Origin of the sequence: Streptomyces sp. V4I2 (genome assembly GCF_030817655.1) — a bacterium.
GTDB lineage: Bacteria > Actinomycetota > Actinomycetes > Streptomycetales > Streptomycetaceae > Streptomyces > Streptomyces plumbiresistens.
Genome location: NZ_JAUSZM010000003.1, coordinates 9,732,614 through 9,750,793, shown reverse-complemented (window position 1 = coordinate 9,750,793; position 18,180 = coordinate 9,732,614). Strand labels below are relative to the sequence as shown.

General features: G+C 70.9%; 18 protein-coding genes. 10 read left to right on the top strand and 8 right to left on the bottom strand.

Translation table 11 applies throughout. From position 1 onward, the window contains the following. Nucleotides 1-2 precede the first annotated feature (2 nt). Genes QFZ76_RS45575 through QFZ76_RS45565 form a run of 3 tightly spaced genes read right to left on the bottom strand, consistent with a single transcriptional unit; the run spans nt 3 to nt 1,948 of the window. Complete coding sequence (locus tag QFZ76_RS45575; protein WP_307679210.1) at nt 3-221, bottom strand: transposase; 219 nt, start codon at nt 219-221, stop codon at nt 3-5. Nucleotides 222-224: 3 nt separating this feature from the next. Continuing rightward, a complete protein-coding gene (locus QFZ76_RS45570) occupies nt 225-545 on the bottom strand; it encodes a 2Fe-2S iron-sulfur cluster-binding protein (RefSeq protein ID WP_307679209.1) in 321 nt (106 codons plus the stop codon). Then, nucleotides 542-1,948 (bottom strand): aromatic ring-hydroxylating dioxygenase subunit alpha, encoded by a 1,407-nt coding sequence (locus QFZ76_RS45565; protein WP_307679208.1) that lies wholly within the window; start codon nt 1,946-1,948, stop codon nt 542-544. The genes QFZ76_RS45570 and QFZ76_RS45565 overlap by 4 nt, the downstream gene beginning before the upstream one ends. A 439-nt stretch (nt 1,949-2,387) precedes the next feature. Here QFZ76_RS45565 and QFZ76_RS45560 point away from each other — a divergent pair, with 439 nt between their 5' ends. From QFZ76_RS45560 to QFZ76_RS45530, 6 genes are all read left to right on the top strand, one after another. Then, complete coding sequence (locus QFZ76_RS45560) at nt 2,388-3,530, top strand: substrate-binding domain-containing protein (RefSeq protein ID WP_307679207.1); 1,143 nt, start codon at nt 2,388-2,390, stop codon at nt 3,528-3,530. Nucleotides 3,531-3,595: 65 nt separating this feature from the next. Beyond that, the gene (locus tag QFZ76_RS45555) at nt 3,596-5,185 is read left to right on the top strand and encodes a sugar ABC transporter ATP-binding protein (RefSeq protein WP_307679206.1); all 1,590 of its coding nucleotides are present in this window, start codon (nt 3,596-3,598) and stop codon (nt 5,183-5,185) included. Between the two features lies 1 nt (nt 5,186). Further along, a complete protein-coding gene (locus tag QFZ76_RS45550) occupies nt 5,187-6,323 on the top strand; it encodes an ABC transporter permease (RefSeq protein WP_307679205.1) in 1,137 nt (378 codons plus the stop codon). Nucleotides 6,324-6,835: 512 nt separating this feature from the next. Further along, nucleotides 6,836-7,978, top strand: a complete 1,143-nt coding sequence (locus tag QFZ76_RS45540; RefSeq protein WP_307680323.1) for a substrate-binding domain-containing protein — start codon at nt 6,836-6,838, stop codon at nt 7,976-7,978. A 74-nt stretch (nt 7,979-8,052) separates the two neighbouring features. Further along, nucleotides 8,053-8,478: an ATP-binding cassette domain-containing protein gene (locus QFZ76_RS45535; RefSeq protein ID WP_307679204.1), complete on the top strand. Its 426-nt coding sequence runs from the start codon at nt 8,053-8,055 to the stop codon at nt 8,476-8,478. Further along, entirely contained in the window at nt 8,475-9,518 is a 1,044-nt protein-coding gene (locus QFZ76_RS45530; protein WP_307679203.1) for an NAD(P)-dependent alcohol dehydrogenase, read from the top strand. The genes QFZ76_RS45535 and QFZ76_RS45530 overlap by 4 nt, the downstream gene beginning before the upstream one ends. Before the next feature lie 283 nt (nt 9,519-9,801). Here the strand turns inward: QFZ76_RS45530 and QFZ76_RS45525 are convergent, their stop codons facing one another. The 3 genes from QFZ76_RS45525 to QFZ76_RS45515 form a co-directional block, all read right to left on the bottom strand. Next, nucleotides 9,802-10,302 (bottom strand): ThuA domain-containing protein, encoded by a 501-nt coding sequence (locus tag QFZ76_RS45525; RefSeq protein ID WP_307679202.1) that lies wholly within the window; start codon nt 10,300-10,302, stop codon nt 9,802-9,804. A gap of 283 nt (nt 10,303-10,585) precedes the next feature. Then, complete coding sequence (locus QFZ76_RS45520) at nt 10,586-11,350, bottom strand: SDR family NAD(P)-dependent oxidoreductase (RefSeq protein ID WP_217238095.1); 765 nt, start codon at nt 11,348-11,350, stop codon at nt 10,586-10,588. Nucleotides 11,351-11,424: 74 nt separating this feature from the next. Then, nucleotides 11,425-12,666 carry an acyl-CoA dehydrogenase family protein gene (locus QFZ76_RS45515; protein WP_307679201.1) on the bottom strand — a complete coding sequence of 414 codons (1,242 nt, stop codon included), beginning with the start codon at nt 12,664-12,666 and terminating at the stop codon, nt 11,425-11,427. 262 nt (nt 12,667-12,928) lie between these two features. On the opposite strand from QFZ76_RS45515, the gene QFZ76_RS45510 reads away from it, so the two are divergent. From QFZ76_RS45510 to QFZ76_RS45495, 4 genes are read left to right on the top strand one after another with little or no spacing between them, the layout of a single operon-like run. Then, the gene (locus QFZ76_RS45510; RefSeq protein WP_307679200.1) at nt 12,929-14,467 is read left to right on the top strand and encodes an AMP-binding protein; all 1,539 of its coding nucleotides are present in this window, start codon (nt 12,929-12,931) and stop codon (nt 14,465-14,467) included. Between the two features lie 41 nt (nt 14,468-14,508). Continuing rightward, a complete protein-coding gene (locus QFZ76_RS45505; RefSeq protein ID WP_307679199.1) occupies nt 14,509-15,114 on the top strand; it encodes a histidine phosphatase family protein in 606 nt (201 codons plus the stop codon). Nucleotides 15,115-15,151: 37 nt separating this feature from the next. Next, nucleotides 15,152-16,339 carry an acetyl-CoA C-acyltransferase gene (locus tag QFZ76_RS45500; protein ID WP_307679198.1) on the top strand — a complete coding sequence of 396 codons (1,188 nt, stop codon included), beginning with the start codon at nt 15,152-15,154 and terminating at the stop codon, nt 16,337-16,339. A gap of 54 nt (nt 16,340-16,393) precedes the next feature. Beyond that, complete coding sequence (locus QFZ76_RS45495) at nt 16,394-17,398, top strand: PDR/VanB family oxidoreductase (protein ID WP_307679197.1); 1,005 nt, start codon at nt 16,394-16,396, stop codon at nt 17,396-17,398. Between the two features lie 52 nt (nt 17,399-17,450). Here the strand turns inward: QFZ76_RS45495 and QFZ76_RS45490 are convergent, their stop codons facing one another. Further along, nucleotides 17,451-17,945 carry a hypothetical protein gene (locus QFZ76_RS45490; protein ID WP_307679196.1) on the bottom strand — a complete coding sequence of 165 codons (495 nt, stop codon included), beginning with the start codon at nt 17,943-17,945 and terminating at the stop codon, nt 17,451-17,453. Nucleotides 17,946-17,956: 11 nt separating this feature from the next. After that, nucleotides 17,957-18,178: a hypothetical protein gene (locus QFZ76_RS45485; protein WP_307679195.1), complete on the bottom strand. Its 222-nt coding sequence runs from the start codon at nt 18,176-18,178 to the stop codon at nt 17,957-17,959. Nucleotides 18,179-18,180 lie beyond the last annotated feature (2 nt).

Sequence of the window (18,180 nt, the reverse complement as noted above, 5' to 3'; positions counted from 1 at the left end):
GCTCACTCCGCCGGCGGCTGTGCGCCGCGCCGCTGGGCGAGGCGGCCAACCCAGCCGGCCATCTGGAGGTCGGCATGGCGCAGTTCGCCGGACTGCCAGCGGGCTTGGAAGTCGAAGATGCCCTGCGCCCCGGTCCTGGGGTCGGTCACCTCCACCAGCCCGTCCTCGGTGAGCCGGTACACCTGCCCGGTCAGCGGATGGGTCACTTGCTTGGCACTCACGGCTCACTCCTGCGCTCTGCGGCGTACGCCGCGTTTGGTCACGGTCACCGGGCCCTCGACCCGGAGCCGGCAGGCGAGCCGGGTCAGGCCGTCCACCGGCTTGCGCAGGGCCTCGATGCCCTCGCGCTCCAGCGGGCCCACGGGCGAACAGTTCTCGGCGCCTTCCTCGACCGCCACGAAACAGGTGCGGCAGGTGGCCTTGCCGCCACAGACGGTGGGCCAGCGGTAGCCGAGCCGCTGGGCGGCGCTGAACAGGTCCTCGCCGTCCCGCACCTCCAGCTCGACGCCTGAGGGCCGGACCGCCACCCGGTGGGTCACGGTCACTTGTTCATCCACTGGTCGAGCGTCTGGTTGAAGTGGCGGATGCGGCTCTCCTGGTAGTTGGCCAGGGTGATGCCCGGCTTGCGCATCGTCTTCAGGCCCTGCTGGACGTACGGGAGGTTCTCGCAGTCCTGGTCGAAGACCGGCCCGAGCACACCGAGTTCGGGAATGTCGGCGAAGAGCATGTCCTCCGGCACCCAGCGGATCTTGACCGGGGGCGGCATCTCGCCGGGCTCCTTCGGGGCCGACATAAAGATGATCTCGGCGGTACAGGAGTCGGGGTCGAGGCCGTTCGGCTTGAACCGGTAGATGATGTTGGACTTGGCGCCGCCCCAGGGGTTGAAGTTGGGGAACAGCAGGTAGTTGATGGCGTCCAGCAGCTCGGTGTCGGCGGTCTGGGTGAAGTCCTGCTGCGAGGTGGCCGCCAGCTGTGCGCGCATCCGTTCGGCGAGGACCTGACGGGCGCTGCCGCCGGGCGGGATCGCCGGCATCTCGTCGCCCTCCTCGATCACCAGGTCACGGCCCTGGGCCGCCGCGTAGAAGGCCCGCGAGTCGTAGAACGTCTCCAGTACGTCCTCCTCCGTGACCGAGTCGGCCACGTGCGGGCTGGGGGCGCCCTGGATGTTGATCATGCGGTTCCAGTTGGGCTGGTCCGCCATGACGTCGTACTGGGAGTTGGCGTCGGCGAGCCAGGGCAGCATTTGCGGGTGCGTGGCGATCACGTGGAAGGACTCGATGAACGCGTCCTGGGCGATCTTCCAGTTGCAGGGCAGCACCTTGGCGATGTGCAGCGACTTGTAGCGGTCCTGCAGCGGCCAGATGTAGTACTCGTCGAAGGTGCCGCGGTAGCTCTCGAAGGACTCCGCGTACGGGTCCATGTTGATGAACACGAAGCCGCGCCAGGTGGCCACCTTGGCCTCGGGAAGCGCGAACTTCTCGGGGGTGACATGGGGGAAGTCCCACACGCAGGGCGGGGTCTGCATGGTGCCGTCGAGGTTCCAGGCGAAGCCGTGGAAGGGGCAGCGCAGCTCGCTGACGTTGCCGCTCGAGGTGCGCAGTTTGCGGCCGCGGTGCAGGCACGCGTTGACGTACGCCCGGATCTCGTCCGGTGCAGTGCGCACGATGATCAGTGAGTCGTCGCCGATCTCGTAGATCTCGTGGTCGCCGACCTCGGGGATCTCGCTCTCCAGGCAGGCGAACTGCCAGACGCGGCGCCACACCTGGCTCATCTCGCGCTCGGCCCATTCGCGGGAGGTGAAGCGGGTGGTGTCGATGTCCTCGCTGCCGATGTAGTCGTTGTTGACGTACCTCAACGCGGGGGGAACCGGCCGGCTGTCCCGGTCGAGGTAGTCCTGGACGCTGGGCCCGGGACACCGCGCCGTGCCCAACTCCGACGTTTCGTCCATGTTCTCTCCTCCGGCAGAAACTTTAGAGTGAGTGTAGTTATTAGTCCCGGCCGGGAGCAACACTCACGACGCCGTCCAAGCCATCAGAGAACCCGGTTACGAGGGTGTCGGCATTGCCCACCTTGAATTCGTTACGAACGGCCCCCTCCCCAAGTCCGTCGGAGCGTGTCACACTCCGTCGCACCCGAGGCTGTAGAGCCTCACAAGTTTCTCCATGGCCTGGGGCAATGTCTGCCCCGTGTCGGCCACAGCGTCGCCGGGCTCTCCCGGCAGCCCGCGCCGTCCCCCACGACGGCGGTCCATACAGCCCACTCGATCACTGCACGTGCCGTCCCGACCCTGGGGCGACACAGGATCAGCCTGCACAGAGCCGACCGCCGCGGAAGCGCGAGCGACGCGGACCACGGCAGTCAGGCCCACACCACGGGAGTACTCAACGATGAGTTCCACACCCGGACGCGCGGTCCGTCGCGCGCTCACCGCGATCGTCCCCATCACCACTCTGCTCACCCTCGCGGCGTGCGGCACCGACGCGACTCCGGCCGCTGATTCCGCGAAGGCCACGGGTGCCGACTCCCCCGGCCTGACTGCGGCCAACAAGGCGGCGGAGGAATACTCCCAGCGCCCGACACAGATCCCCCTCACCGATCCGGTGGGCAAGAAGATCCCCAAGGGCAAGACGATCGACTACATCCTCTGCGGCGTCCAGTCCTGCAAGGACCTCGCCGACTTCTTCACCTCCGGCGCCGAGGAGCTCGGCTGGAAGGTGAACCAGATCGCCACCCAGGGCACCCCGGAGTCCGTCCAGGCCGCCTACGAGCAGTCCCTGCGCAACAAGCCGGACGCCGTCATCTCCTCCGGATTCCCGCGCGCCGTCTACGCCAAGCAGCTCGCGAAGCTGAAGAAGGCCGACATCCCCGTCATCCAGTCCAACGCGGACGACGTGCTGGGCGACGGCCTCTCCCTGCTGAAGAACGGCCCCGAGGAGGTCAAGACCAACGGCGAGATCCTCGCGTCGTGGGTGGTGTCGGACAGCAAAGCCAAGGCGAACACCGTCTATTTCAACCTCCCCGCGTACACCATCCTCAAGCCCGTTCAGGACGGCTTCGAAGGCAAGTACAAGGAATGGTGTGACGGCTGCGCGCTGGACGTCGTCGACGTGCCCATCACCGCGGTCGGCAAGGACATGCCGGACCGGGTGGTCTCGTACCTCCGCTCGCACCCAAAGGTGACCCACGTCGTCTACTCGCTCGGCCTGCTCAACGTGGGCGTCCCCGCCGCGCTGAAAACCGCCGGAATCACCACCACACGCACCATCGTCAACGTCGGTGACGCGCAGAACTACCAGTACATCGACAGCGGCCTCACCGACGCAGCGCTGGCCCTGAACTCCCACGAAATGGCGTGGATCATGGTCGACGCGCTGGCTCACCACTTCACCGGCCAGTCCATGGACACCGCCCAGAAGGCGGTGGTGACGAACATGCTGGTCACCAAGGAGAACCTCCCGTCGGCCGACGAGGACTTCCCGCTCATCGTCGACTACCAGAAGCAGTTCAAGGCGCTCTGGGGCAAGAGCTGACCGAACCGGGCCGCCGCCGGCAGCATGCCGGCGGCGGCACCTTTCGATGGATGGATGGAGTAGCGGTGCACGCTGATACGTCAACGGAGACGTGGCACGGGGCGGACGGGACGTCGGACGAGGCGGACCGGCCGGTGCTGCGGGTATCCGGGCTGTCGAAACGATTCGGTGGGACTCAGGCGCTGACGGATGTGGATCTCGACCTCGCGCACGGCGAGATCCACGCGCTGATCGGGCCCAACGGTTCCGGCAAATCCACCCTCATCAAGATCCTCGCCGGATACCACCACGCCGAGCCGGGAGCGGTCGCCGAACTCGACGGCGAACCTTTCGACCTGGGTCAGGTCACCGGCTCACGGCACGACCGGCTGCGCTTCGTCCACCAGGAGCTGGGGCTCGTGAACGAGCTGAGCGCGACGGACAATCTCGCGCTCAGCCGGGGCTTCGCCCGTACGGCGTTCGGCAACATCCGCTGGTCGGAGATGGAGCGCCGGACCACCGAACTCGTCGAGCGGTTCGGCCTCGGCATCGACGTGCGCCGGCCGCTGGCGATGGCCACCCCCGTCCAGCGCGCGGTGGTGGCCATCGCCGCCGCCCTGCAGGGCTGGGAGGGGCGCCGCGGCGTCCTGGTGCTCGACGAGCCGACGGCCGTACTGCCGCCCGGGGAGGTGGCCCGCCTCTTCGACATCGTGCGCGAGATCCGCGACGCCGGTGCCAGCGTCCTGTACGTCTCGCACCGCATGGACGAGATCTTCGCGCTCGCCGACCGGGTCACCGTGATCCGCGGCGGACGCCGGATCGCCACGCGCGCCGTCTCCGAGCTCACTCCCCGGTCGCTGGCGGAGCTGATGGCGGGCGAGGAGATGGAGACCGAGCACCGGCCGCAGGAACCCTCCGGTCCGGCCGAGGCCGTAATGGAGGTCCGCGACCTGTGCGCCGGACCCCTGCGCGGGGTCGGTTTCGACCTGGCGCGGGGCGAGCGGCTGGGCATCACCGGCCTGGTCGGCTCCGGCCACGAGATCGTGCCGTACGCGGTGTGCGGAGCGTATCGGGGCCCGGTGCGCGGAACGGTGCGGCTCCCGGAGCGCTCCGAGCGCTGGACCGACGTGAAGGACGCCGCCGCGCTGGCCATCCCGCTGGTCCCCGCGGACCGGGCCGGCGAGGGAGTGATCGGCGACTTCTCGGTCGCGGAGAACCTCACCCTGCCCCTGCTGGACCGGCTCCGCGCCCGGGCCGGACGGCTGCACCGGCGCCGCGAATCCTCGCTCGCCGAGGAATGGATCCAACGGGTGGGCGTGCGCACGGCGGGACGCGGCGCACGGATCACCACACTGAGCGGCGGCAACCAGCAGAAGGTCGTCATGGCCCGCTGCCTGGCCCAGCAGCCGCCGGTACTGGTGCTGTGCGAGCCCACGGCGGGCGTCGACATCGCGACCCGCCTCCAGCTCTATGACCTGATCGAGCGTCAGGCCGCTGACGGCATGGGCGTGATCGTGTCCTCCTCCGACACGGAGGACCTGCTCGCGCTGTGCACTCGCGTCCTGGTGGTGCGGGACGGCCGGATCGTGAAGGAGATCAGTGGCCGGGACATCACCGAGTCCGCGCTGGTGCATGCCATGGAAGGGACCGAGTGGTCCCTGGAAGGAACCGAGTGAAATGACATCCACCCCGACCCGAGCCGCCGAGCCGCAGACCACTTCACCGGACCTGCCCGCGGTGTCCGCCGTCAGCGCAGGGGGCACGCTCGGCCGACGCGCGACGGCCGCCCTCTCGTTCCGCAACGTCGGCGCCGTCTATGTGTGGCTGCTGATCGTCGTGCTCTTCTCCGTATGGGTGCCGGACACCTTCCCGACCGTCACCACGGTCAAGCAGGTCCTGAACGGCAACTCCGTGGCCGGGCTGGTGGCGCTCAGCGTGGTGCCTCCGCTGGCCGCGCGGGTCTTCGACCTGTCGGTCGCCTTCACCATGTCGCTCACCAGCGTGCTGACCGCCCACTTCCTGGTCTCCTCGGGCTTCGGCCCCACGACCTCGATCGCGTTGGCGATGACGGCGGCCCTGCTCGTCGGGGTGATCAACGGGGTCGTGGTGGTGATGCTGCGGGTCGACTCGTTCATCGCCACGCTGGCCACCGGCGCGCTGATCCAGTCCCTCATCACCATGGTGACCAACGACAGCTCCATCACCGGGGTCCAGCTGCTGGCCAAGCCGTTTTCGAGCATCGCCCAGCTGGACATGGGCGGCGTCACGCTGCCGGTGCTGTATCTGCTCCTCGCAGCGGTGGCCATCTGGTTCCTGCTGGAGCACACCGCCACCGGGCGCCGTCTGTACGCGACCGGGTTCAACGAGAACGCGGCACGTCTGCAGGGTGTGCGTACCGACCGGCTGCGCTTCATGACCCTGGTCACGTCCGCGCTGCTGTCCGGTTTCGCCGGAGTCGTCTTCGCGTCCTCCGTCGGGTCCGGGTCACCGACCGCCGGTACGCCGTATCTGCTGTCGGCCTACGCGGCGGCCTTCGTCGGAGCGACCCAGCTGCGTGCGGGCCGCTTCAACGCCTGGGGCACGGTGATCGCGGTCCTGCTGCTCGGCACGGGCATCACCGGGCTCGGGCTCGCCACCAGCGCGCAGTGGGCCACGAGCCTGTTCACCGGCTCGGTGCTGATCATCGCGCTGGTCCTCACGGGCGGGCGAATCTCGCTGCCGGCTGTGCTGCGCCGCCGGAGGTCGCCGTCGGTCGCCGACCCATCGGTCCCCGCCGTGGCTGATGGAGTACCCACCTCGGACAAGGAAGTCTGACATGAAGGCGGTTCAGTACCGCACGGTGGGAAGCGCGTGTGGCTGGACTCCGTAGGCGCTGAGGCGACCCTGGCGGTGGCCGCCGCGTCGCCGGCAGCGGCGGCATCGGCGGCTGGCTGCACCCTCGCGGTCGGCTTCGGCGGCGGCCTGCCGTTCGAGGGTCCGCCTCGGCGCCCTACTGGGGCAGCCGTGGTGAGCTCCTCGATGTGGTCGAGCTCGCGCGGCAGGGGCTCGTCTCCTCCCACGTCGGGACCTTCTCAGCCGTAGGGCCTCACAACAGGTTTCTTGTCGGCCTGGGGCAGCGTGTGCCCCGTCTCGGCCATAGCGCCGCCCGCCTCCTCGGCGGCCCGCGCCGTACCCCACGACGGCGATCCACACACCCCGCTCGATCACCTGAGCGTGCCGCTCCGGCGTGGGCGGCACAGGATCCGCCTGTACTGAGCCGGCCGCCGCGGACGCGGGAGCGACGCGGGCCACGGCAGCGCAGGCCCACACCACGGGAGTACTCAACGATGAGTTCCAGACCCGGACGCGCGGTCCGTCGCGCGCTCACCGCGATCGTCCCTGTCACCGCTCTGCTCGCCCTGGCGGCGTGCGGCGCCGACACGACTCCGGCCGCCGATTCCGCCAAGGCGACGGCTGCGGACTCCCCCGGCCTCACCGCGGCCCGGAAGGCGCTGGCGAAGTACTCGGAGCGTCCCACCACGATCCCCGTCACCGAACCGGTGGGCAAGAAGATCCCCGCGGGCAAGAAGATCGACTTCATTCTCTGCGGCGTGCAGTCCTGCGAGGACCTGGCCGACTTCTTCACCGCCGGGGCAAACCAGCTCGGCTGGAAGGTCGAGAGGATCCACACGCAGGGCACGCCGGAGTCCGTCCAGTCCGCCTACGAGAAGGTGCTGCGCAACAAGCCGGACGCCGTCGTCGCCTCCGGATTCCCGCGCGCGGTGTACGCCAAGCAGCTCGCGCAGCTGAAGGAGGCCGGTATCCCGGTCATCCAGTCGAACGCCGACGACGTGGTGGGCGACGGCATCGAGCTGCTGAAGAACGGGCCGAAGGACGTCGCCGTCCAGGGCGAGATGCTCGCCTCGTGGGTGGTGTCCGACAGCGGTGCCGAAGCCAACACCGTCTACTTCGACCTGCCCGCCTACACCATCCTCAAGCCGGTCAAGGACAGCTTCGCCGCCAAGTACAAGGAGTGGTGCGAGGGCTGCGCGCTGGACACCGTCGACGTGCCGATCACCTCGATCGGCAAGGACATGCCCGACCGCGTGGTGTCGTACGTCCGCTCGCACCCGAAGGTGACCCACATCGTCTTCTCGCTGGGCCTGCTCAACGTGGGCGTCCCGACCGCGCTGAAGACCGCCGGCGTCACCGACAAGAAGATCGCCGTGAATGTCGGCGACGCGCAGAACTACCAGTACATCGACAGCGGCCTGAGCAACGGCGCGATGGCACTGAACTCGCACGAGACCGCCTGGCTCCAGGTCGACGCGCTGGCCCGCCACTTCACCGGCCAGTCGATGGAGGTGGACCAGAAGGCGGTGCTGCCCAACATGCTGATCACCAAGGACAACCTGGTCGCCACTCTTGAGGAGTTCCCGCTCGTCGAGGACTACCAGGCGCAGTTCAAGGCGCTCTGGGGCCTGAGCTGACCGACCCGGCCCCGCCGCCGGCAACGGGCCGGCGGCGGGGCCGTTCGAAGGAGGGAGCAGCGGTGCACGCTGACATGCCAACGGAGACCACGAAGCCACCGCAGGCAACACGAAGGCCGCCCGGGACCGATGAGAGCGACCGGGCCGTGCTGCGGGTGTCCGGGCTGTCGAAGCGATTCGGCGGAACCCAGGCGCTCAAGGACGTCGGCCTCGACATCGCGCACGGCGAGATCCACGCGCTGATCGGGCCCAACGGCTCCGGCAAGTCCACGCTCATCAAGATCCTCGCCGGTTACCATCACGCCGAGCCCGGAGTGGTCGCCGAACTCGACGGCGAGCCTTTCGACCTGGGCCAGGTCACCGGCTCGCGGCACGACCCGGGGGGATGGGTCGCCCTTCCCCCTGTGCTGCGCCGCCGTAGGTCGCCGTCGGTTGCCGATCCCTCGGTCACCGCCGAAGCTGACCAGGGGCGCACCCCGGACCAGGAGGTATGGCAGTGAAGGCAATTCAATACCGGACGATCGGCAGCCCGCCGGAGGTCGTCGAGGTTCCGGTGCCCGAGCCGGGCCCGGGCCAGGTGCTGCTGAAGGTGACGGCCGCCGGCCTGTGCCACTCCGACCTCGCGGTCATGAGCTGGCCGCAGGAGCAGTTTCCCTATCCGTTGCCGATGACGCTCGGTCACGAGGGTGTCGGCACCGTCGCGGCCCTGGGCAGCGGGGCCACCGGGGTGGCGGAGGGCGACGAGGTGGCGGTGTACGGCCCGTGGGGCTGCGGCCGCTGCCGCACGTGCGCCGAGGGCAGGGAGAACTGCTGCCCGCACGCCGCCGGGCTCGGCATCATGCCGCCCGGGCTCGGCTCCCCGGGCGCGCTCGCGGAGTACATGGTGGTGGACTCACCGCGCCATCTGGTGCCGCTGAACGGACTGGACCCGGTACAGGCCGCGCCGCTCACCGACGCCGGACTGACGCCGTACCACGCGATCCGCGCCTCCCTGCCCAAGCTCGTGCCGGGCAGTACGGCGGTGGTGATCGGCGTCGGTGGCCTGGGCCATATCGCCGTACAGCTGTTGCGTGCCCTCACCCCGGCCCGGGTGGTCGCCCTCGATGTGAGCAAGGAGAAGCTGGAACTGGCGCTCACCGTCGGGGCCCACGAGGCGCTGGTCTCCGACGGCGGGGCGGCGGCTCGGGTGCGGGAGCTGACCGGCGGCATCGGGGCCGAGGTGGTGCTGGACTTCGTCGGGGCCGAGGCGACCCTGGCGGTCGCCGCCGCGTCGGTGGCGGTGGCGGGCGATGTGACCGTCGTCGGCATCGGCGGAGGCACGCTCGCGGTCGGGTTCGGCGGTGGTCTGCCGTTCGAGGTGTCCGCGTCGGCGCCCTACTGGGGCAGCCGGAGTGAGCTCATCGACGTGGTCGAGCTCGCGCGGCAGGGGCTCGTCTCCTCCCACGTCGAAACCTTCTCGATCGAGGACGCGCCGCTGGCGTACGAGCGCCTGCATGCCGGGGAGATCAACGGGCGTGCGGTGGTGCTGCCGCACGGGTGAGTGGGGGGCGCGGTCGTGGTTTTTCGCCCCCGCCGCCCCTACCCGTCCCATCCTTCTGGGGCTCCGCCCCAGACCCCGCTCCTCAAACGCCGGAGGGGCTGACTTCCAGCCCGTCCAGCGTTTGAGGACGAGGCCCGTTCAGGACCGCAGCGCAAACGCCGGAGAGGCTGACTTCCAGCCCGTCCGGCGTTTGAGGACGAGGACCGTTCAGGGCCGACAGCGGGGGTCTGGGGGCGGCAGCCCCCAGGGGACGGGAATGGGTGGGGGCGGCGGGGGCGAGAACTCACCGAACCGGCACCCCCGCACCCACCATCCGCTCCACGCACCGCCCCAGCACCGTCAGGAACTCCGGCGTCTCCCAGGGCCCCAGGTCCACTCGCCCCGTGTCGTCCACGCCCAGGTCCTGCACGTCGTACCGTCCCCGGCAATGGCCGAGGGTGAAGTAGCAGACCTCGCCGAGGCCGTGCCGCTTCAGGTAGAGAACCGGACGGGGCGCTTCGTCGAGCGCCGCATCCCTCTCGGCGAAACCCCGGCACGGCCCGGTGTACTCGGCGTGCAGCAGCACCTCCAGCTCGCCGTGCAGCTCGCACACGTACAGCTCATCCGTCACCGTGAACGGCTCGATCCCGGCGACCAGCGGATGCTCCGGCCGGGTCACGCGTACCTCGTACGGCGCGATCGGCGGATGGGCCAGGAACTGGCTGCCGAGCACCCCGGCCAGCTCCCCGAGGAGCCGCGGTGTGGTGAACACCCGCGGCCCGCCGTCGGCCGGCGCCTCGATCACCGAGATTGGTGCCGTGCAGGGCGAGCCAGCGCCCGCCCCGCTCGACGAAGCGTGCCAGCGCGGCCCTTTCGGAGGGACGGGGCCGCACGTCGCAGGTGTAGGTCACCAACAGGTCGGCCTGTTCCAGGGCGGGTACGCAGTCGTAGTCCTCGTACACCCGCGTGCGGACCCGTGAGTGATCGCCCAGCAGGTCCAGCAGCCGCAGCCGCGCGTAGTCGAAGTCGTGCCACCTCCCGCCGCAGACCAGTACGGCGTCCAGGCGGCCGGCCGGGCCCGCCACAGCTCAGTACTGGACGCGGGTGAGCAGCCCGCCGTCCACCACGAGGTTGACACCGACGCAGAAGGAGCCGGTCCGGCCGAGCAGGAAGGCCACGGCCGCGGCCACGTCCTCCGCGGTGCCGTAGCGGCCGATCGGCAGCTTGGCGAGGACCTCTTCGTACACCTCCGGGCGGCTGGTGCGGATGGTCTCCCAGGCGCCGCCGGGGAAGTCGATGGGGCCGGGCGAGACGGTGTTGACCCGGATGCCCTTCGGGGCGAGGGCGTGGGCGAGGGCGGAGGCGTGCTGGACGACGGCCGCCTTCAGGGCGGAGTACGAGTTGGCTCCGGCCGGACGGGCGGTGTCGGAGGCGTTGGTGGTGCCGATCGCCACGACGGCGGCCCGGTCGGAGGCCTCCAGATACGGCAGGGCCGCCTCGACGAGTCCCGCGAACGGGATCAGGTCGCCGCGCAGGCTGGCCTCCCACGACTCGGGGCCCTTGACGTTGCCCGCCGAGACGTTGGACACCAGCAGGTCCAGGCCGCCGAGTTCAGCGGCCGCCCGCTCCACGAAGCCCGCGAGCGCGGCCGGGTCGGTGACGTCGACCGGCTCGGCGAACACGGTCGCTCCCTCGCCGCGCAGTTCGGCGGCGGCCTTGGCGAGGGCCTCCTCGCCACGGGCGCACAGTGCGAGGGCACAGCCCTCGGCGGCCAGCGTCCCGGCGATCGCCCGGCCGATGCCCCGGCTCGCTCCGGTCACCAGCGCGTTCGCACCTGTCAGTCCCAGATCCATCGATGTCACTCCTCAGTCGTTGCGGGTGTCGCTGTTGCGGGTGTCGCTGTTGCGGGTGTCATGCCACCCATGGCTCAGTTGCCGGACAGTTCGGAGAACGGCACCTTGTCGACCCGCGGCTCGCCCGGCAGCTTCAGCACCCGCTCGCCGATCAGGTTGCGCTGGATCTGGTCGGTGCCGCCGGCCAGCCGGTAGCCGGGGGCGCCGAGGAGGTGTTCGGTCCAGGCGAAAGTGCCCGGCTCGCCGGTGTCGGCGGTGATCCGGGCGCCCATCAGTTCGGCGGCTGCCTGGCCGGTGCGGGTGAGCAGGTCGGATGCCATGAGCTTGGTCAGCGAGGCTTCGGGGCCCGGCCGTCCGCCGGCCGCGCTCGCCCGGGCGACGCGGTCCACAGTGGCGGCGCGCAGCGCGCTGCGCACGTACAGGTCGGCGAGGCGCTGGCGTACCAGCGGGTCCCCGGTCCGGTTCAGGGAGCGGGCAAGGGCGAGTACGTCGTCGAAGGTGCCACCCTTGCGCCGGTTCCCGGAGCCGGAGGCGGTGCGCTCGAAGGCGAGGGTGGCGTTGGCGACCTCCCAGCCCTGGCCGGGGCGGCCGATCCGCAGCCCGTCGGGGACGCGTACGCCGCTCAGGAACACCTCGTTGAAGGAGGCGCCGCCGCTCATCTGGCGGATGGGGCGGATCTCCACGCCCGGGCTGTCCATGGGGACCAGGAAGGCGGTGATGCCGGCCTGTTTGACGACATTGGGGTCGGTACGCGCGAGCAGCAGGCCGTACTCGGCGAACTGGGCGCCCGAGGTCCACACCTTCTGGCCGTCGATCACCCACTCCTCGCCCTCGCGCCGGGCGCGGGTGCGCAGGGCGGCCAGGTCGGAGCCGGCGCCGGGTTCGCTGAAGAGCTGGCAGGCCAGCAGATCCGTACGGAGGAAGGCGCGGGCGTACGTCTCGCGCTGCTCGGGCGTCCCGAACAGGGAGACGGACATCGCGACCAGCCGCACCGTGACGCTGATCAGCTCGGTGGACGGCGGTACGTCGAACTCCGCCTCCTCCTGCGCGAAGAGGGCCGCGTGGGCGGCGGTCAGGCCCTGGCCGCCGTTCTCCGTGGGCAGGGTGAGGGCCTGGTAGCCGGCGTCGTGCCGGGCTCGCTCGTAGGCGCGGCGGCGGTCGAGCAGCCGCCGCTCCTCTTCGTCCGTGAGGTTGTGGAAGACGGCGAGCTCGGCGGCGGTGTGAGCGGTGGTCTCGGCTGCCCGCCGGGGTTCGAGCGTCGTGGCAAGCCACTGCCGGACCTCACCCCGCCACTCGTTCACGTTCGGTTGGGGCATGGTGACCTCCTCGGCACACGGGTCGGACGGCACTTGCCGGACTGCACTTACCAGACGGCTGCTTCAGTAACAGCGGCTCGGAGCGGAGCAGCACACCTGCCCAACGAGGGTGAGTGCCTCCGGCTCGGGTCAGAGTGTTCCGTACTTTCTTGATAAACGCTACAGTCTTGGCGTCGCCTCTCCCACCTGCCCGGCCGCTGGGCAGACGGGGTGCACCCGGTGGAGCGAGAGAGACGACGGACCGAGGAGCGCCGGAGGATCCATGTCCCTACAGCCACTCGACCTGCGTGCCCGCGAACTGCCGAACGCGACCGCCCTGGCCGACGACACCGAGAGCCTGTCCTGGTCCCGGCTGGCCGACCAGGTGGCACGCGTGACCGGTCGCTTCCTGGAGGTCGCGCCCGAGCCGGAGGACCGGGTCGCCGTCCTGGGCGACAACGCCGTGGCCACGCTGGTGGCCCATCTCGCCGGTCTGCGGGCCGGCGTCGGCACGGTGGCCGCCTCCCGGCAGCTGACCGCCCGGGAACTGGTCGACCTGCTCACCGACGCGGGCGCCAAGGCGGTGATCAGCGGCCCGGCGGGCGAGTCGGCCGCCCGGCAGGCGGGCGCGGAACTCGGCCTCCCGGTCGTCGTGCACGGAACGCCGGCCAAGGACGACGCCATCGACTGGACGCAGTGGCTGGCCGACGCGGAACCGGTACCGGTGCCCGTCGGCCGCCCCGCCCGCCCGCCGTTGGTCTACACATCGGGCACCACGGGACGTGCCCGCGGCACCGAGGTGCGCTGGGTGCAGGGACCGGTGACGGACAGCGCCGCGTACCTGGAGGCGGTGGCCGCCCGCCCCGGCTTCCCGCCGGGACCGCACCTGGTGTGCGGTCCGCTCCAGCACAACGGGCCGCTCACCTCGCTGCGCCATCTCGCGGCCGGCCGCCCGGTGGTGATCCTCGGCAGGTTCGACGCCGAGTCGTTCCTGCACCGCGTGGAGCGCTGGCGGGTCACCTCCTCGGTGATGGTTCCGACCCACTTCACCCGCCTGCTCACCCTGCCGGCGGAGGTGCGCGAACGCTACGACGTCTCCAGCCTGATGCAGGTCGCTCACACCGGCTCCGCATGCCCCCCGGAGGTGAAGCGGTCCATGATCGACTGGTTCGGTCCGGTGCTGACCGAGTCGTACGGGGCCAGCGAGGCCGGCACGGTCGCGCGCATCAACAGCACCGAGTGGCTGGAACACCCCGGTTCGGTCGGGCGCGTCCAGTCCCCCTTCGACGTCCTCGTGACCGGCGACGACGGCAGCCCCCTGCCCGCCGGGGAGCTCGGGCTGCTGGCCTTCCGGGCGCCGGAGGGCCGCGGCGTGCGCTACCACGCGGACGAGGAGAAGACCAAGGCCGCCTACGTCGCCCCCGGCGTCTTCACCCTCGGCGACATCGGCTACGTCGATCCGGACGGCTACATCTTCATCACCGACCGGGCCGCGGACGTCGTGGTGTCCGGCGGGGTGAACCTGTACCCGGCGGAGAGCGAGGCGGTGCTGCGCGAGCACCCGGGGGTCGCCGAGGTGGCGGTCATCGGCGTGCCCGACCCGGACTTCGGCGAGTCGCTGCGCGCCCTGGTCGTCGTGACCGAAGGCAGCGGGCCGGAGGACGGCGAACTGGACACGTTCTGCCGCGAGCGGCTGGCCGCGTACAAGTGCCCGAAGTCGTACGAGGTCGTCCCCGAGCTCCTCCGCAACGCCATGGGCAAGCTCGACAAGCGGGCGATGCGCCGCCCGTACTGGGACTCCGACCGGACGATCGCCGGCTGAGCACCGCCATTCCCCCTCACTCCTCGTACCAAGGACGCTTCATGACGGAACTTCTGCTCGTCCGGCACGGCCTGCCCGTCTCGGGCGTGTTCGACCCGAAGCTGTCGCCGGAGGGCGTCGCCCAGGCCGAGCGCCTCGCCCCATGGCTGGCGGACGAAGGCATCGACGCCCTCTACACCAGTCCGTACCAGCGCGCCCGTGAGACGGCGGCGCCGCTCGAACGGCTGACGGGCATGACCGCCACCGTGCTGGACGACCTGCGCGAGTGGGACACCGACGTCTCGCACCCCTACACCCCGCCGGAGCAGATCCTCCCGGACGACCCCCGGTCGGTGGCGCTGTCCGAGGGACGGTACGAGGACTTCGTACCGGACCTGGACTGGGACGCCTTCCGGGCCCGGGCGGTGGGCGCCATGAACACCATGCTGGACGCCCACCCCGGCGAGCGGATCGCGGCCGTGTGCCACGGCGGAATCACCAACACGTACCTCGCGACCGTGCTCGAGATCCCCCGGATGTTCTGGTTCCACCCCGGCTACACCTCCGTCAGCAGGGTGCGGCGGATGCCCGGGGGCCGGATCGTCCTGCACTCGGTGAACGAGACCGCCCACCTGGTCGCGGAACGTTCCGTAGACGCCGTCCTCTGATCCGCTGATCCGCCCACATCCACAGGAGGTCCCGGACATGCCCGGATCCGTCATCGTCGCCGGAGCGAGAACGCCCGTCGGCAAGCTCATGGGTGGGCTGAGCAGCCTGTCCGCCGCCGACCTCGGCGCCCACGCCATCCGCGCCGCGCTGTCCGCGGCGCTGCTGGACCCGGCCGCCGTGGAGGCCGTCGTGATGGGCCATGTCGTCCAGGCCGGGGCCGGTCCCAACACGGCCCGGCAGGCCGCGGTGGCCGCCGGCATCCCGTTCGCCGTACCGGCGAGCACCGTCAACAAGCTGTGCCTGTCCGGGCTGCACGCCATCGCCCTGGCCGATCTCATGATCGCCTCGGGGCGCCACGAGGTGGTCGTGGCGGGCGGCATGGAGTCCATGTCCGGCGCCCCGCATCTGCTGCGCGGGTCCCGCACCGGCTGGAAGTACGGGGCGACGACCGTCGAGGACGCCCTCGACCGCGACGCGCTGACCTGCGCCTTCGACGGGGTCTCCATGGGCGCGGCCACCGAGCGCTACCAGCGGCCCTTCGCGTTCACCCGCGAGGAGCAGGACGAGTACAGCGCGCTGTCGCACGAGCGCGCCCACCGCGCCCAGGAGTCCGGCGCGTTCGCCGCGGAGATCGCCCCGGTCACGGTGGCCGGGCGCCGGGGCGAGACGGTGGTGGAGGCCGACGAGGGCATCCGGCCGCAGAGCACCGCTCAGAGCCTCGGGCGTCTGAAGCCGGCCTTCTCCTCCGAGGGCACGATCACCGCGGGCAACGCGTCCCAGCTGTCCGACGGAGCAGCGGCCGTCGTCGTGATGAGCGCGGACCGCGCCCGCCGGGAAGGCCTGACCCCGCTCGCCGAGATCGGCGCCTACGGCACCGTCGCGGGCCCCGACCCCTCGCTGCTCGTGCAGCCGGCCGGCGCCATCCGCGACGCCCTGTCCCGGGACGGCCGGCTGAAAGCCGCCGACCTCGACCTGTTCGAGATAAACGAGGCGTTCGCCGGGGTGGCCCTGGCCTCCGTCCGGGAACTGGACATCCCCCTGGACAGGGTGAACGTCAACGGCGGCGCGATCGCTCTCGGCCACCCGGTCGGCATGACCGGCGCCCGGCTCGTCCTGACCCTCGCCCAGGAACTGCGGCGGCGCGGCGGCGGCACCGGGGCCGCGGCCCTCTGCGGAGGCGGCGGCCAGGGCGACGCGCTGCTGCTGCATGTACCGGGCGTCTGAGGCTCCGGCCTCCCGCCTTCGTCCCCCACCCGTACGAGACTCAGGTTGACGCACATGACCAACCAACCGCTCCAGGTCCTCCGGAGCCCCGAGGCGCCGCAGTCCCAGGCGGACCCCGGCGAGGCGACTCTCGTCGTGGACGCCCGCATCGATGCCGCCGACGGCGTCGTCTCCCTCGTCCTGCGCCACCCGGACGGCGATCCGCTCCCGGCCTGGACGCCGGGTGCCCACATCGACGTGCTGCTGGACAACGGCCTCATCCGTCAGTACTCGCTGTGCGGGCAGCCGGCCGACCGAGCGGCCTGGCAGATCGCGGTGCTGCGCGCACCGGACGGCCGCGGCGGCTCCTCGTACGTCCACGACCGTCTCGCGCAGGGCTCGGCCGTGCGGGTGCGCGGACCGCGGAACAACTTCCCGCTGCGCCCGGCCGAGCACCACCTCTTCATCGCGGGCGGGGTCGGTATCACTCCGATCCTGGCGATGGTGGAGGCCGCCGAGGCCGCGGGAGCCGACTGGCGCCTGTTGTACGGCGGCCGTACCCGCGAGTCCATGGTGTTCCTCGACCGCCTCGCGCCCTACGGGGACCGGGTGCTGATCCGGCCGCAGGACGAGTACGGCCTGCTGGACCTCGCCGCCTTCATCGGCTCGCCCCGCGCGGGCACGCTGGTGCACGCCTGCGGTCCCGAGCCGCTGCTCCGGGCCGCGCAGGAGCAGTGCGCCGGCTGGCCCTCCGGCACGCTGGGCGTCGAGCGGTTCGCCCCCGTCCAGCCAGCGGTCGAGGCCGCACCGGCCGACGCCTTCGAGGTGGTGCTCGCACGGTCGGGGCGCACGCTCACCGTGCCGCCCGACCGATCGGTGCTCGAAGTGGCGGAGGAGGCGGGTGTACCGGTGCTGTTCTCCTGCCGGGAAGGCACCTGCGGCACCTGTGAGACGGAGGTACTGGAAGGTACGCCGGACCACCGGGACTCACTGCTCGACGAGGACGAACGGGCCGCGGGCGACACCATGCTGATCTGCGTCTCGCGTTCCTGCGGCCCCCGGCTGGTGCTCGACCTCTGACCTCCACGGACCGGCTCCCGTTTGGCGCCGGAAGGCGTCCGTGCTGCGGCATTCACCACCCCTGCGAGGAAGCGGGCGCCGGGCTGCCTACGGAGAAGTAGTGGCGTCCCCTCTCGCCGGCCATCATCCACAGGGCCGCCACATCGATACCGGCGATCACGAACACCGCGAGGCTGGGCGCCCCGGCGACCAGCGAGCCGAGGGAACCGAGGACCGTCCCCAGCGACACGAAGGCCAGGCACACGATGAGCACCACACGGACCCAGGCCCGGCGCTTCCGTGCCAGGACGACGCAGACGGCCTGGAGCGCCGCCAGCCCCCAACAGAACAGGGCCACGAACCAGGCCGTGGCCATCGGCATGAGCAGGTCCTGCCCGTGCTCCTGCTTGCTCTGGTTCTCCTCGACGACTGCCCAGCCGCCGAAGACCGTGCCGAGCGCGTGCGCGGTGACGATCACAAGAACGAAGATGAGGGCCCCGGGCATGCGCTGTGCCGTCGGCGGATCGGACGGACCGGCCGGACCGGGCTGATACGGGGAGTTCTGCATGGCCGATCACCTCACGCTTTGATGAAGCCGCGCACGTGGTCCGAGGTCCACTCGACGGCGACGTCGTGCCACTGCGACAGGTCCACGCCGCACTGTCGCGCGCACTCCTGCTGCACGGGCACGCCTTCCGGGTGCGGGTAGTGCAGGAACGCCTCGGCGCACGGCTCGCCCGGGGCGCCGTTCTCCAGGCCCGTACGGCGAGGCGAGCCAGCCGCTGTCGCCGTTCGCCTCACCG

Coding starts and splice junctions, on each gene's coding strand:
- QFZ76_RS45565 (WP_307679208.1), bottom strand. CDS start 1,948: ATGGACGAAACGTCGGAGTTGGGCACGGCGCGGTGTCCCGGGCCCAGC.
- QFZ76_RS45560 (WP_307679207.1), top strand. CDS start 2,388: ATGAGTTCCACACCCGGACGCGCGGTCCGTCGCGCGCTCACCGCGATC.
- QFZ76_RS45550 (WP_307679205.1), top strand. CDS start 5,187: ATGACATCCACCCCGACCCGAGCCGCCGAGCCGCAGACCACTTCACCG.
- QFZ76_RS45540 (WP_307680323.1), top strand. CDS start 6,836: ATGAGTTCCAGACCCGGACGCGCGGTCCGTCGCGCGCTCACCGCGATC.
- QFZ76_RS45535 (WP_307679204.1), top strand. CDS start 8,053: ATGCCAACGGAGACCACGAAGCCACCGCAGGCAACACGAAGGCCGCCC.
- QFZ76_RS45520 (WP_217238095.1), bottom strand. CDS start 11,350: ATGGATCTGGGACTGACAGGTGCGAACGCGCTGGTGACCGGAGCGAGC.
- QFZ76_RS45515 (WP_307679201.1), bottom strand. CDS start 12,666: ATGCCCCAACCGAACGTGAACGAGTGGCGGGGTGAGGTCCGGCAGTGG.
- QFZ76_RS45510 (WP_307679200.1), top strand. CDS start 12,929: ATGTCCCTACAGCCACTCGACCTGCGTGCCCGCGAACTGCCGAACGCG.
- QFZ76_RS45505 (WP_307679199.1), top strand. CDS start 14,509: ATGACGGAACTTCTGCTCGTCCGGCACGGCCTGCCCGTCTCGGGCGTG.
- QFZ76_RS45500 (WP_307679198.1), top strand. CDS start 15,152: ATGCCCGGATCCGTCATCGTCGCCGGAGCGAGAACGCCCGTCGGCAAG.
- QFZ76_RS45495 (WP_307679197.1), top strand. CDS start 16,394: ATGACCAACCAACCGCTCCAGGTCCTCCGGAGCCCCGAGGCGCCGCAG.
- QFZ76_RS45490 (WP_307679196.1), bottom strand. CDS start 17,945: ATGCAGAACTCCCCGTATCAGCCCGGTCCGGCCGGTCCGTCCGATCCG.